Origin of the sequence: Leifsonia sp. ZF2019 (assembly GCF_019924635.1) — a bacterium.
Taxonomy (GTDB): Bacteria; Actinomycetota; Actinomycetes; order Actinomycetales; family Microbacteriaceae; genus Leifsonia.
Genome location: NZ_CP065037.1, coordinates 1,179,278 through 1,193,420, shown reverse-complemented (window position 1 = coordinate 1,193,420; position 14,143 = coordinate 1,179,278). Strand labels below are relative to the sequence as shown.

Below are 14,143 nucleotides of genomic sequence, written 5' to 3'. Positions count from 1 at the left end.
GGTCGTTCCTTACTTCTCGTTGAGCGAGGCGTAGAAGGCGCGGGCCGCCTCCCAGGTGGGGAGCAGGCCGGCGTCGCGCGCCTCGATCAGTCCGGGCGCCTCGGTGTCCTTGGGCGAGAGGAGGGGCTCGCCCGCCTCCTCGGGGAAGACGAGGGCGATGTCGGCGTCCAACGGGTTGATGCCGTGCTCACGCCCCGGGTTATAGGTGTCCGTCACGAGGTAGCTCACCGTCGCGCCCTCGGTCAGGGCGACGAAGCAGTGGCCGAGGCCCTCGCCGACGTAGATCGCGCGACGGTCGACGTCGTCGAGCAGGACGGAATCCCACTGGCCGAAGGTCGGCGAGCCGACGCGGATGTCGATCACGAAGTCCAGCACCGCGCCGTGGGGGGCCATCACGTATTTGGCCTGGCTCGGCGGGATGTCGGCGAAGTGGATGCCACGGACCGAACCGCGCTTCGACACCGACAGGTTGCCCTGGCGGAGATCGAGCCGGTGGCCGACCGCCTCCTCCAACCGGTCGAACCGGTACCACTCCGTGAAGAGTCCGCGGTCGTCCGCGTGCTGCTTCGGCGTGATCTCATAGGCGTCGGGGATCGAAAGTTCTCGGATCTGCACCCCGGGAGTCTACTGGCAGATACTGAGTGCGCCCACCGCGGGCCCCTGAGCGGTGGTGCCGCCGATCACGCTGATCGCGTTCGAGCGGAGGGCGAGCTCCGCGGAACCCGCGTAGACGCAGGCGCCGGAGGTGACGAGCAGGGCGTTCCCCGCATGCCCGGCGTACGCCGCGGCCGACAGCGCGTCGGGGAACTGCATCCCGGACGCCAGGAACGTTCCGGGGGTCGCGGACGGGAAGGCGTCGCGCATGATCGCCAGGCTCGTGTCGAACCGGTCGTCGCCGCTGATCCGGGTGGCGGTGAACCCCGCCGAGCGCAGTCCGGCGAGATAGCTGTCCGGGATGACGGACGTTCCCCCGACCACCTTCACCGCGCTCACGCCGAGACCCTGCAATGTGGCGATCGTGCCGGCGTCGGGGGCCGTCCCGTACATGAGGAGCACCGGGTAGCCCTTCGCGCCGGCGGCTGCTCCGGCAGAGAGCGCGTCGGGGAAGTTCAGACCGTACGCGAGGTAGGCGGTGGTGGGGTGGGAGTCCTCGAAGGCGTTCGCCGCGATCGCCTGCGAGGTCTGGAAGCGGTCCGATCCGGAGATCCGCTCGACGGGGGCGATGGACGAGAGCTGCGTGACGACGGCGTCCGAGAGCGACGCCGTGCCGCCGACGGCGTAGATCTTCTCCGGCTTGAGTCGCTGAAGCTCTGTCACGATCGCGTCGGGGACCGACGTGGCCGTGCTCAGGAGCAGCGGTCCCCCGCGGTGCGCAGCGGCCGGCGCCGCGGCGAGAGCGTCGGGGAACGACAGTCCGTTCGCGACGTAGACCGCGGGGACACCGGCGCCGGGCGAGGGGTAGGCCGCCCGGGAGATGGCGGCGGACGTCTCGAACCGGTCTCCGCCCGAGATGCGGGACATCGACGGGACGTTGCCCGCCGTGGACGACCCGAACCACTGGTTGAAGCTGCCCCAGAAGTTGCGGTTGCCGTACTCCGAGCACGCGTCTCCGGTGCCGAAGAAGTTCGCCAGCGCCGCCGCGTTCGGCTGGTAGGGCGTGTAGTAGTACAGAGCGGCCGTGGCCTTGTTCCAGATGGCGACCGGGCCGGCGCCGCATGAGCTGTTCGTCGACGAGTAGAGGATGTCGCTGACCTTGCCCACCGGGTACCACGTGTAGTAGTCGCTGGTGCCCGCCGGGTTGCCATACCGCTTGAACTGCCAGGCGGCCCCGTAGACCTGGGCGAAGAAGCCGGCGGTCTCCGGGGCGCAGCCGACGCCCGGGTCGTCCGGGCAGTCGTACCCGGTCGCATACGAGTACTGGGCGGCGGACGGCCAATCGTCGGTCACGAGGCTCTGCTCCTTCTGGAGCAGGGCGATGAGCACACCTTGGTTGATGCCGCAGGACGTGCCGACCTTGGCGATGATCTGCGCCGAGGTCTCGCTGGCGAGTCCGGTGTAGCCGTTGCACATGGCATCGGCCGGACGGTCGGCCGTTGCCGTCGTGTAGCTCTTGAGGCACGGCTCCACGTTCGGCTTGTTCTGCGGGTTGCACGTGCCGACCTGAGAGTTCAGGAAGGTCTGCACAGCCGACGCGGTCATCGCGCTGCCGTTGAAGAACACGGCGTCACTCATCAGGTCTCCCGCGACGAAGAGCGACTTGTCCACCGCGGCGGACGCCGTCAGGGAGAGCGCCGTCGCCCCGTCGCTCGGCTTGTCCGGGGTGGTCGTCCGCCCTTCCGCCGCGCGCTGCCGCGCCAGCTGGGAGTAGTAGGCGCCCGGATCGGTGCCGTCACCACCCGTCGGGGCGGCCGCCGCAGGCAGAGCCCCCAGTCCCACGATCGAAGCCAGCAGAATTCCGACGAGGAGCGTCGACGCTCTCGTCCCCCCAGTACGCATGCGGGGGATTCTATCCCGCCGGGTAGGATGTCTGTCGACCATCTCCAGTAAGAAAGCACTCACACTTTATGAAGATCCTCGTCACCGGCGGCGCCGGGTTCATCGGCTCCAACTTCGTCCGACGCACTCTGCAGGACGCATACCCGGGCCTGGAAGGCGCCGAGGTCGTCGTGCTCGACGCACTGACCTACTCGGGCAACCTCGCGAACCTCGCACCCGTCGCCGACTCCCCGCGCTACACGTTCGTCAAGGGCGACATCCGTGACGGCGCGCTGCTCGACGAGCTCTTCCCGACGGTGGACGCGGTCGTGCACTTCGCTGCAGAGTCGCACGTCGACCGTTCGGTGCGGGACGCCTCGATCTTCGTCGAGACCAACGTGCTCGGCACGCAGCAGCTGCTCGACGCCGCGCTGCGCAACGACCTCAAGCGCTTCGTGCATGTGTCGACCGACGAGGTCTACGGCTCGATCGCCGAGGGCTCGTGGGCGGAGGACCGCCCGCTGGAGCCGAACTCCCCCTACTCCGCGTCGAAGGCCGGCAGCGACCTGCTCGCGCGCAGCTACTTCCGCACCCACGGCCTCAACCTGTCGATCACGCGCTGCTCGAACAACTACGGCCCGTACCACTTCCCCGAGAAGGTCATCCCGCTCTTCGTCACGAACCTCATCGACGACAAGCACGTGCCGCTCTATGGCGAGGGCAACAACATCCGCGACTGGCTGCACGTCGACGACCACACGCGGGGGATCGCGATGGTGCTGGTCAACGGCCGCGCCGGCGAGATCTACAACATCGGCGGCGGCACCGAGCTCACCAACAAGGAGCTCACCCAGCTTCTGCTCGACGCGACCGGCAAGGACTGGTCCTACGTCGACCGCGTCGCCGACCGCCTCGGACACGATCTCCGCTACTCGGTCGACATCTCGAAGATCCGCAGCGAGCTCGGCTACGAGCCGCAGGTGCCGTTCGAGCAGGGCCTCGCCGACGTCGTCCAGTGGTACCGGGACAACCGCGAGTGGTGGGAGCCGCTCAAGGCCCGCGCCGCGCTGGACGCCTGAGCGGCGACGCCATGACGCGCTACCTGATCGCCGGTGCGGCCGGCCAGCTCGGCCAGGACCTCCAGCAGGCCCTCGGCGGCCGTGATATCACCGCGCTGAGCAGGGCCGACCTCGACGTGACCGACCGCGACGCCGTCATCGCGGCCGTCGCCGGGCACGACGTGGTGATCAACGCCTCGGCGTACACCAAGGTCGACGACGCCGAGACCCACGAGGACGACGCTTACGCGATCAACGCCACGGGCACCGAGAACCTCGCGATCGCCGCGGCACAGTACGGCGCGAAGTTCGTCACCGTCTCGACCGACTACGTGTTCGACGGGTTCGCCACCGAGCCGTACGCCGAGGACACCCCCCGCGACCCGATCAACGCGTACGGCCGCACCAAGGCCGCCGGTGAGGAGCTCGCCCTCGCCGCCCATCCCACGGGCACCTACGTCGTGCGCACCGCGTGGCTCTACGGGGCCGGCGGCCCCAACTTCGCGAAGACCATGGTGAAGCTCGCCGAGACCCACGAGACGGTGAGCGTGGTGGCGGACCAGATCGGCCAGCCGACGTGGACGGGCGACCTCGCCCGGCAGATCGTCGCGTTGCTCGACGGTGATGCCCCTGCAGGCGTCTACCACGGCACGAACTCCGGCCGCGCGAGCTGGTTCGAGTTCGCGAAGGCGGTCTTCAGCGAGGCCGGTTTGAACCCTGATAGGGTCACACCGACCGACAGCTCGACCTTCGTGCGGCCTGCCCCGCGGCCTGCGTTCTCGGTGCTCGGTCACGCGGCTTGGCGCGCAGCCGGCCTCGAGCCCATGCGCGCATGGGAGGAAGCATTGGCCGACGCGGCGCGTCACGGAGTCCTGGAGCAGAATGACAACCCTCAGGGTGGTGATCGATGAACTGATCGGCGAGACTCCCGGCGGCGCGCGCCGCTACACCGAGGAGTTGACCCGTCAGTTGATCAGGACCGCCCCTCGCGGGTGCGAGGTGGTCGGGATCGTCTCCGCCGTGCCCGACGAAGAGCTCGAGGCGCTGCGCTCTGCGCTCCCGGGCATCGCCGACATCGCGCGCCTCCCGCTCGCCCACCGCGAGCTCGCGGTCGCCCTGCCCGGCGGAGTCTCGATGGGATCGGTGCGCGGGATGGTGCACGCTCCCTCGCTCTTCGCCCCGCTGCGCAAACGCCGTGACGAAGGCGACCAGGTGGCCGTCACCATCCACGACACCCTCGCGTGGACGCACCCCGACTCGCTCGGCGCGGGCGGCGCCCTCTGGACCAAGGCGATGGCGAAACGTGCGCGCAAGCACGCGGACGCGATCGTCGTGCCGACCCACGCCGTGGCGGCACGCCTCTCGGAGGAGTTGGACTTCGGCGATCGCATCCGGGTGATCGGCGGCGCCCCCGCCACGACACTGCGATTGCCCGCCGACGCCGACGAGCGCGCCGCTCGCCTGGCGCTGCCCGACTCGTACGCGCTCACTCTCGGATCGATCATGCCCCGCAAGGGCGTCGCGCCGCTGATCCGCGCGATCGCTCGACCCGAGACCCACGGCATCCCCCTGCTGATCGCCGGTCCGGACCGCTACGGCGACGGCAGCGCCACCGGCGTCGCCGCCGCCGCCGGCCTTCCCGAGGACCGGGTGCGGGCGCTCGGCCGCCTCGACGACGCCGATCTGGCGGTCGTCCTGAGCCGTGCGACAGTGTTCGTGTACCCGAGCCTCGCGGAGGGTTTCGGCCTCCCGATCGTGGAGGCGTTCAAGTTCGGTCTTCCCGTCATCCACTCCGACGATCCCGCCCTGGTGGAGGTGGCGGGCGGCGCGGGCGTCGTGGTCGAGCGCGTCTCCTCCCCCGACGACGACGACGGGTATTCGGAGCGGCTCGCCGCCGCCATCGGCCGTGTCCTTGACGACGATGCCCTGCGCGAGCGGCTCGGAGTGCTCGGCTCCGACCGGGCGCGCGCATTCAGCTGGCGGGATTCCGCCGAGCGGGTCTGGCAGCTGCACGCCGATCTGTGACCGCCCGCGCGGGGGTCGTCAGCGGCGGCCGGCGTCCTCTCGCTCGCGCTCGGCCAGGGCCGACAGGGCAGGACGCGCGGTCTGCTCCGGCTCTTCCCGGCCGAACCAGGCGCGATAACGCTCGGACGCCCACGCGCCGGCCTTCTTCGACCACCCGTGGCTGCGCTTCTCGATCAGCCAGGTGAAGGCGACGGCCACTGCCGTCGCGAGCGGGATCCCGAACAGGAGTGCGACGTACCAGGGCTCGTCCGCGAAGAGGTAGGTGCTGAAGATCAGGATCGGCACGTGCACCAGGTAGAGGCTGAAGGAGATCGTCCCGGCGAACTGGAACGGCCGTGACTCGAAGACGGCACGCAGCGGCTTCCACCCCAGCACGGCCACGACCAGGCCCGCGGCGGCGAGCGGGATGAGGCCCTTGAGTGCGTGCTGCAACTCGGGCAGCTCCGCGATGCCCGGGCCGAACAGCCACGGGGCGATGAGCAGCAGGCCGCTGCCGACGGTGAGTGCCGCCCACAGCGGGTGACGGTACCATCGGGCGTTGATGCGATCGGCGACGTTGCGGACGGCCTCCAGTCGCACGGCGATCACCGCGCCGACGAAGAACGCAGGAAGATACTCGAGCTCCCCCGACCCGGTGCGGGCGCCGAGCCAGGTGAGGGCGCAGGCGGCGGCGAGGCCGCCGATCCACCACTTCCGCACGGCGATGGCGGCGACGGCGAACACGGGCAGCGCGAGGGAGAAGACGAGCTCCCAGCGCAGCGACCACAGCGGATTGTTGATCTGCCCGTCACCCCCGAGCAGGTCGATCGCCTTCACGATGTACTCCCAGCCGAAGTCCGGCGTCGAGGAGTTGCTCAGCCACGTTCCGGCGGCCTGTGTCGAGATCTGCGGGATGGCGGCTACCCACGCGGCTGCCAGGAGCACCGACGCCGTCACCGGCACCATCAGCCGCACGACTCGGCGCGGGAAGTAGGCGACCCAGTCGAAACCGCGATGCCGCACGACGGGCAGGGTCACCACGAGGCCGGACAGGACGAAGAAGACGATCACCGACTCCACGCCCGCGGTGAGGAACTTCAGCGGCGTGTAACTGATCCACCACAGTGCGGAGCCGACAGGGGCGTCTCCGCCGCCGGGGGCTCCAGGGAAGTCGGGGTTGGTGTACAGAGCGTGATGGAACACGACGATCACCGCCGCGAGTCCGCGGAGCCCGTCCAGCGCGGTCAGCCGGCCCGTCGCCGGTCGTCGTGTCGTCGTCTCAGCCACGTTTCCACCAGTACCCGTCATAGGCGGGCGACGCTACGGGGTTGCGCTGAGCGGTCCCTGTGACCTATTGGGGGGTGGGCTGAGTGCGCTTCGGCTACTTCGCGGTCGGCTTCGGCGCCGCCGGCGCGAGCGCCTGCCGGACGAGCTGGTGGATCTCCGTGTAGTCGGGGTCGGTGGGATCGATCGTCGGCGGCACCAGCTCCAGCTGGTCGACGGGCAGCTTCCGGGTCTTCATCCCGAGGTCGACGAAGTAGCCCAGCATCGACTGCGGGATGTCGGTCTTCATCACCTGGGATCCAGCCTTGGCGATGCCCTCGAACTTGCTGACGACGTTGACCGGGTTGACCTGCTTGAGGATCGCGTCCTGCAGCTGGCGCTGGCGCGCCATCCGGTCGTAGTCGCTCGACCCGTGCCGGGCGCGGGCGTACCACTGGGCGTGGTAGCCGTCCATGTGGTGCTGGCCGGGCTCGATCCACTCGGCGACGCCGTTGAGGTTCTCATCCCCGCCGATCGGGACGCGGTCGGTCACCGTGATATCGACGCCCCCGAGGGCGTCGATCAGGTCGGAGAAGCCCTGCATGTCGATGAGCACGTAGTACTGGATGGTCAGACCGGTCGCACCCTCGAGGGCGTCGCGCATGGCTTCGATGCCCGGCTCGCTCTTGTTCTTCGTGGCGTTCGGGTAGAGGTCCTTCTTGTAGACCTCGACCTCGGTGTAGATGGAGTTGAGCTGGCAGACGTCGACGTCGCAGCGGTCCTCGTAGCCGTAGCCGTCCGGATAGAGCGTGTGGAGCGGGGAGGTCTCGGGGAAGGGCACCGGATCCAGGTCGCGCGGCAGGCCGATCGTGACGGCCTTGCCCGTCGAGGCGTCGATGCTCACGACCGACATGCTGTCGGGGCGGAGGCCCTCGCGGTCGGGTCCGGCGTCACCGCCGAGCAGCATGATGTTGTACCGGCCATCGACGGGCGGCTCGGACGGCCCCGCCGAGAAGATGTCGCCGAGCGCCCCGCGCGCGGAGCCGGCGACCACGGAGGCGTAGCCCGCCGTGCCCGTGAGCCCGACGAGGACGAGCACGGCGAAGGCCGCGATCCAGCCACGGGCGTTGGGCCTGGTCTTCACCAGGCGCACGAGACGGAGCGTGTCGAGGGTGAGCACCACCCAGAGGATCGCAAAGGCGATGAGCAGGATTTGGAGCACGGTCAGGCTGGCGGCCTGGGTGAAGAAGGTGTAGATCGCGGTCGGGGCGACGAGGTAGGTGATCAGCGCCACGATCGCCCCGAGCCAGAGGAGCCCCGTGGCGATGAGGCCGACGCGTCCCAGCCGACGATTTCCGGCGACCAGCTGCACGGAACCCGGCAGCAGGACGTTCAGGAGGACGAGCCACCAGGCCCGCCTGGTCATGACGGGCGCGGACGAGGCGTCCGGGTGACGCAGCGGGCTCGTGGGGTTCATAGCTTCGCGTGCAGCGCCGCGTTCTTCTCCTCGACGCTCGCCTCCAGATCGGCGGCGAAGCGCTCGAGTGCGGTCGCCAGGGACGGGTCGGCGGTCGCGAGGATCTTGACGGCGAGCAGTCCCGCGTTGCGGGCGCCGCCGATGGACACCGTCGCGACCGGCACTCCCGCCGGCATCTGGACGATGGAGAGCAGCGAGTCGAGGCCGTCGAGGCGCGCGAGCGGGACAGGGACGCCGACGACCGGGAGGGTGGTCACGGCGGCGAGCATGCCGGGCAGGTGGGCCGCGCCTCCGGCACCCGCGATGATCACGCGGACGCCACGGCCGGCAGCGGCCCGGCCGAAGTCGATCATCTTGACGGGCGTGCGGTGCGCGGAGACGACCTCCACCTCGTGGGCGACGCCGAACTCGGTGAGCAGCCGCGACGCCTCCTGCATCACGGACCAGTCCGAGTCGGACCCCATCACCACGGACACCAGGGGTTGCGACTTCTCGGGCATGCCCACAATCGTAAAGGCGGGCTCCCCCGCGTCCGGGTTACGGCACGCGGTGCGGGCACCCCCGGAATTCAGCCCTCGAAGTACGCAGCGGCGGCGCGGGCGCGGTAGACGACGTCGTCGAGATCGTCGCCGCCGACCGTGACGTGGCCGACCTTGCGGCCCGGCCGCGGCTCCTTGCCGTATCCGTGGAACTTGGCCTCGGGATGCGCGGCGAGCGCGGCCGGGTACCTGTCCTGCAGGGTCCCCTCCGCGGGACCGCCCAGGATGTTGACCATGACGGACCACTCGTCGCGGGGACGCGTCTCGCCGAGGGGCAGGTCGAGCACGGCGCGCAGGTGCTGCTCGAACTGACTCGTCACCGCCCCCTCGATCGACCAGTGCCCGCTGTTGTGCGGGCGCATCGCGAGCTCGTTGATCAGGAGGCGGCCGTCCGTCGTCTCGAACATCTCGACGGCGAGCACGCCGGTGACCCCGAGGCCGTCCGCGATGCGGGTGGCGATGTCGGCCGCGGCGTCCGCCACGCGCCCCGACGCCCCCGGCGCCGGGGCGATCACCTCGGCGCAGACGCCGTCGCGCTGGATGGTCTCCACCACCGGCCAGACGGCCGACGCGCCGGACGGCCGTCGGGCGATCAGCTGCGCCAGCTCGCGCTGGAACGAGACCAGCTCCTCCACGAGCAGGGCGCCGCCGCGCCCGTCCTCGGCGAGCGCGAGGAACCAGTCGTCCGCCTCGCCCGCCTCGGACACCACGCGCACGCCCTTGCCGTCGTAGCCGCCGCGCGCGGTCTTCACGACGGCGCGGCCGCCGTGGTCGGCCAGGAACGCCGCCAGCTCGTCGGCCGACTCCACGGCCGCCCAGTCCGGAACGGGCAGCCCGAGCTCGCTGAGCTTGGCCCGCATCTGGATCTTGTCCTGGGCGTAGAGGAGGGAGTCCGGTCCGGGATGCACGGGGATCCCGCGCTCGACCAGCTCCCGCAGGATCGCCGGCGGCACGTGCTCGTGGTCGAACGTGATCACGTCGACGGTCTCCGCGAACGCCAGCACCGTGTCGAGGTCGCGGTAGTCTCCGACACCGGTCGCGGCGATCTCCGCGCTCATGCCCGCGGCCTCCTCGAGCACCCGGATGTCGATGCCCAGCTCGACCGCCGGAGGGATCATCATCCGTGCCAGCTGCCCGCCGCCGATCACTCCGACTGTGTTCCTGACCATCGAACGCTCTCTCCTCGACTCTTCATGCACCCCGTGACAACTCTCAGCAACGGGAAACCGGGTTCGCGTATCGTGGCGAACGCACTTCCTATCTTCCCGCATCGATCCGGCCGGAGCATGACGATCCAGAATCCCCCCGCGGCGCGCAAAGCGCGACTGCTCCCCCAGCTGATCAAGTTCGGCGCGGTGGGAGCGGTCGGCTTCGTCGTCAACCTCGCGGTGTTCAACGGACTGATGCTCACCGTGCTCTCGAACGTCCCCCACAAGACGCTCATCGCCACCGCCATCGCCACCCTCGTCGCGATCGGCACCAACTGGGTGGGCAACCGGTACTGGGCGTTCGCGAAGAACCGGCAGGAGAACACCGCGCGCGAGGGCGCAGAGTTCTTCGTCGTCAGCCTCGCCGGGATGGCCATCCCGCTGCTCTGCGTCTGGGTCTCCCACTACGCGCTCGGCTTCACGTCGCTCCTGGCGGACAACATCGCGAACAACGTCGTCGGCCTGGCCCTCGGCATGGTGTTCCGCTTCGCCTTCTACCGCTGGTGGGTGTTCTCACCCGAGCGTGCAGGACGGCGCGCGGCGCGTCGCACGAACCGGGCTGCGGGCGACACCCGGCCCGTCGAGCCCGCCGTGCTGACCGGCTCGACGCTAGCGGCTGCCCCAGACGGTGGTCTCGTCGGAGACTGACTCCGACTGCTGACGCCGCAGCGCGACCACGTTCTGCGCGTGCTCCATCAGTTCGCCGAGCGCGCGCTGCACCTGGTCGGCCTTCGGCACGTCTTTGAGGACGACCGGGTGATCGAGACCCGCGTTGATGCGCACATCGCCCGAGCGGAAGGCGCTCTGCAGCCAGTTGCGCTTCACACTCACGTCGTAGCCGCGACTGTGCAGCAGTTCCTGCCGAACCCGCACGAAGAAGCCGTGCCGGATCACGATGCGGCGCGTGGTGATCGTGTAGCGCCGGCTCAGCCACGCGGCGAGCGGCAGCAGGAACAGCAGCAGTAGGACCGCGGCAGCGGCCGACCACAGGAGCACGATCTCCCAGACCTCGTCCAGCCGTCCGGCGAAGTACCCGGCGGCACCGCTCGCGGCGATCAACGCCGCACTCGGCCAGAACAGCACGCGGGCGTTGCGGCGCAGGCGCGCGATCACCCGCTCCGGGGGCTGGCCGGGCACCCCGTCCGTCGTGTTGCTCATGCTTCCCATTAATACCGCAGGTGCGTGACGTCTCCCGCTGCGACAGCCGTGCGCCCCGTTTCCGACTCCACGATCAGTCTGCCGTCGGCGTCGATGCCGACGGCCGTGCCGAGCAGCGTGTCCCCTCCCGGCAGCTCGACGCGCACGGCGCGGCCGAGGGTGTGGCACGCCTCGGCGACCTCGTCGCGGAGGGCGCTGCGCACCGCATCGCCGCCCGCGGTGAGGTACTCGCGGTAGAGGGCGGTCAGCTGGGTGAGATACGACGACAGCACGATGTCCGCATCCGGCGACTCCGCCCCCGCCAGCACGAGCGACGTGGAGGTCTCGGTCGGCAGCTCCTCGGCCTCCTGCGAAAGGTTCACTCCCGCACCGATGACCAGACCGGAGAGGTCGGGGAGCAGCTCCGAGAGGGTCCCGCTCACCTTGGCCCCGTCGATCAGGACGTCGTTGGGCCACTTCACGGCGACCGTGCCGGGCACGAGGGGTGCGACCGCTCTGCTCATCGCCAGGCCCGCCAGGAGCGGGAACCAGCCGAACGCCTCCGGCGCGAGCCCGTCCGGGCGCAGGAGCACCGAGATCGCGAGCGTGCGACCGGGCGGCGCCACCCAGACCCGGCCGAGGCGCCCACGCCCTCCGGTCTGGTTGCCGGTCACGATGACGGAGAGGTCCGGGAGGGTGGCCGCCCGCGCGGTGAGGACGTCGTTCGTCGACCCGGCCTCGTCGAGCACCTCCAGCACGGGGACGACGGCTCGACTGCGACGGAAGGCGTGAGGATCGCTCTGCTGCATTGGCCCAGTCTGCCAGCGTGAGGCCCCGATTTTGTAGGAACTCCTCAACGGCATCGCCTCTGCGCTGGAAGGTAGAGTGAACGGCGTGACCGACACCGAAGCACGTCAGACCCCCGACCTCTCCACCACCGCAGGCAAGCTCGCGGACCTGAAGGAGCGGTTCCACGAGGCCGTGACCGCCAGCGGGCAGACCGCGATCGAGAAGCAGCACGCCAAAGGCAAGCTCACCGCCCGCGAGCGCATCGAGCTCCTGCTCGACCAGGGCTCCTTCGTCGAGTTCGACGAGTTCGTCCGCCACCGCACCCACGCGTTCGGCATGGAGGCCAAGCGTCCGTACGGCGATGCGGTCGTCACGGGCGTCGGCACCATCCACGGCCGCAACGTCGCCGTGTTCAGCCAGGACTTCACCATCTTCGGCGGATCGCTCGGCGAGGTCGCGGGCGAGAAGATCATCAAGGTGATGGACCACGCCCTCAAGACCGGCGTGCCGATGATCGGGATCCTCGACTCCGGCGGCGCCCGCATCCAGGAGGGCGTCGTCGCCCTCGGCAAGTACGGCGAGATCTTCCGCCGCAACACCGCCGCCTCCGGTGTGATCCCGCAGATCTCGATCGTCATGGGCCCGGCGGCCGGCGGCGCGGTGTACTCCCCCGCCCTCACGGACTTCGTCATCATGGTGGACAAGTCGAGCCACATGTTCGTGACCGGCCCCGACGTGATCAAGACCGTCACCGGTGAGGACGTCGGCTTCGAGGAGCTCGGCGGCGCCCTGACGCACAACAAGGTATCCGGCGTCTCCCACTACCTCGCGAGCGACGAGGAGGACGCCCTCGACTACGCGCGCAACCTGCTCAGCTACCTGCCGCAGAACAACCTCGCCGAACTGCCCGAGTACGAGTCGGAGCCGGAGCTCGAGACCACGGACGCCGATCGACGTCTCAACACCGTCATCCCGGACTCCCCCAACCAGCCGTACGACGTGAAGTCCATCATCGAGGGCATCGTCGACGAGGCGGAGTTCCTCGAGGTGCAGCCGCTGTTCGCGCCCAACATCGTCATCGGCTTCGCCCGCGTGGACGGCCGCTCCGTCGGCATCGTCGCGAACCAGCCGAGCGCGATGGCCGGCACGCTCAACATCGACGCCGGAGAGAAGGCATCGCGGTTCGTCCGGTTCTGCGACGCGTTCGGCATCCCGATCCTCACGCTCGTGGACGTGCCGGGCTACCTGCCGGGCACCGACCAGGAGTGGACCGGCGTCATCCGCCGTGGTGCGAAGCTGCTCTACGCGTACGCGGAGGCGACGGTGCCGCTCGTGACGATCATCACGCGCAAGGCCTACGGTGGCGCGTACATCGTCATGGGCTCCAAGCAGCTGGGCGCCGACATCAACCTGGCCTGGCCCACCGCCGAGATCGCCGTCATGGGCGGACAGGGCGCGGTCAACATCCTCTACCGCGGCGAGATCAAGCGGGCGGAGGAGGCCGGCGAGGACGTCGCCGCCGTGCGCACCAAGCTCGCCAACGAGTACACCTACAACGTCGCGAGCCCGTTCCTCGCCGCGGAGCGTGGCGAGTTGGACGGCGTCATCGAGCCGGCGGCGACCCGCGTCTCGGTCATCAAGGCGCTGCGGTCGCTGCGCACCAAGCGCGCGACCATGCCGCCGAAGAAGCACGGGAACATCCCGCTGTGAGCGCCGGCCTCGACCCGTCGCAGATCCGGTTCATTACGCGTGGCGTGACAGCCGAGGAAGTCGCTGCCGTCACCGCCGTGCTGACGGCAGCCGCTGCGGAGCAGGCCGCGGCCGCCCGGGACGCCCGACCCGCGACGGGTCCGGACGCCTGGGGGCGCAGCCAGCGCAGCCTCCGCACGCCGCTCTCCCCCGGTCCCGGGGCCTGGCGGTCGTTCTCCGCCTGAGCGGTCGCGTCCCCCGGTTTGTACCCCGGAGGAGGCGTCCCCCGGATGCGGTACAGGCGCGATTCCGGACGAGCGGGAACAGGGAGGACACCGAGTGTCCCCCGATGTCCTCCAAAATGACGACTATGTAATACCTGGGAAGCGCGCCAATATTGTTGTTGCTAGGTGTCTCTCCTCGTGAGTCACACCGCCGAATCACTCGCCGACTAGGGTAAGCGGGCGAGTGCTTTGGGGGCGAGTCAGGGCGATATTCGGGTTG

14 protein-coding genes are annotated in these 14,143 nt (G+C 69.8%); 6 read left to right on the top strand and 8 right to left on the bottom strand.

Going from position 1 to position 14,143, the window contains the following annotated elements; all coding sequences use genetic code 11:
- Positions 1-9 precede the first annotated feature (9 nt).
- The gene (locus tag IT072_RS05890; RefSeq protein WP_223360023.1) at positions 10-615 is read right to left on the bottom strand and encodes a dTDP-4-dehydrorhamnose 3,5-epimerase family protein; all 606 of its coding nucleotides are present in this window, start codon (positions 613-615) and stop codon (positions 10-12) included.
- A 9-nt stretch (positions 616-624) separates the two neighbouring features.
- On the bottom strand, positions 625-2,496 hold the full coding sequence (locus IT072_RS05885) for a cell wall-binding repeat-containing protein (RefSeq protein ID WP_223360022.1): 1,872 nt from the start codon (positions 2,494-2,496) through the stop codon (positions 625-627).
- Positions 2,497-2,564: 68 nt separating this feature from the next.
- On the opposite strand from IT072_RS05885, the gene rfbB reads away from it, so the two are divergent.
- The 3 genes from rfbB to IT072_RS05870 are packed head-to-tail and all read left to right on the top strand — an operon-like array spanning position 2,565 to position 5,558.
- Positions 2,565-3,554 (top strand): dTDP-glucose 4,6-dehydratase, encoded by a 990-nt coding sequence (rfbB, locus tag IT072_RS05880; RefSeq protein WP_223360021.1) that lies wholly within the window; start codon positions 2,565-2,567, stop codon positions 3,552-3,554.
- An 11-nt stretch (positions 3,555-3,565) separates the two neighbouring features.
- Positions 3,566-4,444, top strand: coding sequence for a dTDP-4-dehydrorhamnose reductase (rfbD, locus tag IT072_RS05875; RefSeq protein WP_223360020.1), 879 nt, complete (start codon positions 3,566-3,568; stop codon positions 4,442-4,444).
- Positions 4,416-5,558 (top strand): glycosyltransferase family 4 protein, encoded by a 1,143-nt coding sequence (locus IT072_RS05870; protein WP_223360019.1) that lies wholly within the window; start codon positions 4,416-4,418, stop codon positions 5,556-5,558. The genes rfbD and IT072_RS05870 overlap by 29 nt, the downstream gene beginning before the upstream one ends.
- An 18-nt stretch (positions 5,559-5,576) precedes the next feature.
- Here IT072_RS05870 and IT072_RS05865 read toward each other — a convergent pair whose 3' ends face one another.
- The 4 genes from IT072_RS05865 to IT072_RS05850 form a co-directional block, all read right to left on the bottom strand.
- Entirely contained in the window at positions 5,577-6,824 is a 1,248-nt protein-coding gene (locus IT072_RS05865; protein WP_223360018.1) for an acyltransferase family protein, read from the bottom strand.
- Between the two features lie 94 nt (positions 6,825-6,918).
- Positions 6,919-8,277 (bottom strand): LCP family glycopolymer transferase, encoded by a 1,359-nt coding sequence (locus IT072_RS05860; protein WP_223360017.1) that lies wholly within the window; start codon positions 8,275-8,277, stop codon positions 6,919-6,921.
- A complete protein-coding gene (gene purE / locus IT072_RS05855) occupies positions 8,274-8,777 on the bottom strand; it encodes a 5-(carboxyamino)imidazole ribonucleotide mutase (RefSeq protein WP_223360016.1) in 504 nt (167 codons plus the stop codon). The genes IT072_RS05860 and purE overlap by 4 nt, the downstream gene beginning before the upstream one ends.
- A 68-nt stretch (positions 8,778-8,845) precedes the next feature.
- The gene (locus IT072_RS05850) at positions 8,846-10,015 is read right to left on the bottom strand and encodes a 5-(carboxyamino)imidazole ribonucleotide synthase (RefSeq protein WP_223360015.1); all 1,170 of its coding nucleotides are present in this window, start codon (positions 10,013-10,015) and stop codon (positions 8,846-8,848) included.
- 87 nt (positions 10,016-10,102) lie between these two features.
- Here IT072_RS05850 and IT072_RS05845 point away from each other — a divergent pair, with 87 nt between their 5' ends.
- The gene (locus IT072_RS05845; RefSeq protein ID WP_223360014.1) at positions 10,103-10,672 is read left to right on the top strand and encodes a GtrA family protein; all 570 of its coding nucleotides are present in this window, start codon (positions 10,103-10,105) and stop codon (positions 10,670-10,672) included.
- Here the strand turns inward: IT072_RS05845 and IT072_RS05840 are convergent.
- Both IT072_RS05840 and IT072_RS05835 read right to left on the bottom strand, forming a co-directional pair.
- Positions 10,634-11,182, bottom strand: a complete 549-nt coding sequence (locus tag IT072_RS05840) for a PH domain-containing protein (RefSeq protein WP_223360013.1) — start codon at positions 11,180-11,182, stop codon at positions 10,634-10,636. The genes IT072_RS05845 and IT072_RS05840 overlap by 39 nt on opposite strands.
- 8 nt (positions 11,183-11,190) lie before the next feature.
- The gene (locus IT072_RS05835; RefSeq protein ID WP_223360012.1) at positions 11,191-11,970 is read right to left on the bottom strand and encodes a biotin--[acetyl-CoA-carboxylase] ligase; all 780 of its coding nucleotides are present in this window, start codon (positions 11,968-11,970) and stop codon (positions 11,191-11,193) included.
- 76 nt (positions 11,971-12,046) lie between these two features.
- Between IT072_RS05835 and IT072_RS05830 the strand changes: the two genes are divergently transcribed.
- Together IT072_RS05830 and IT072_RS05825 are read left to right on the top strand one after the other, a co-directional pair.
- On the top strand, positions 12,047-13,660 hold the full coding sequence (locus IT072_RS05830; RefSeq protein WP_223360011.1) for an acyl-CoA carboxylase subunit beta: 1,614 nt from the start codon (positions 12,047-12,049) through the stop codon (positions 13,658-13,660).
- Positions 13,657-13,884, top strand: coding sequence for an acyl-CoA carboxylase epsilon subunit (locus IT072_RS05825; protein ID WP_223360010.1), 228 nt, complete (start codon positions 13,657-13,659; stop codon positions 13,882-13,884). Before IT072_RS05830 ends, IT072_RS05825 begins: the two co-directional genes overlap by 4 nt.
- Positions 13,885-14,143: the final 259 nt, after the last annotated feature.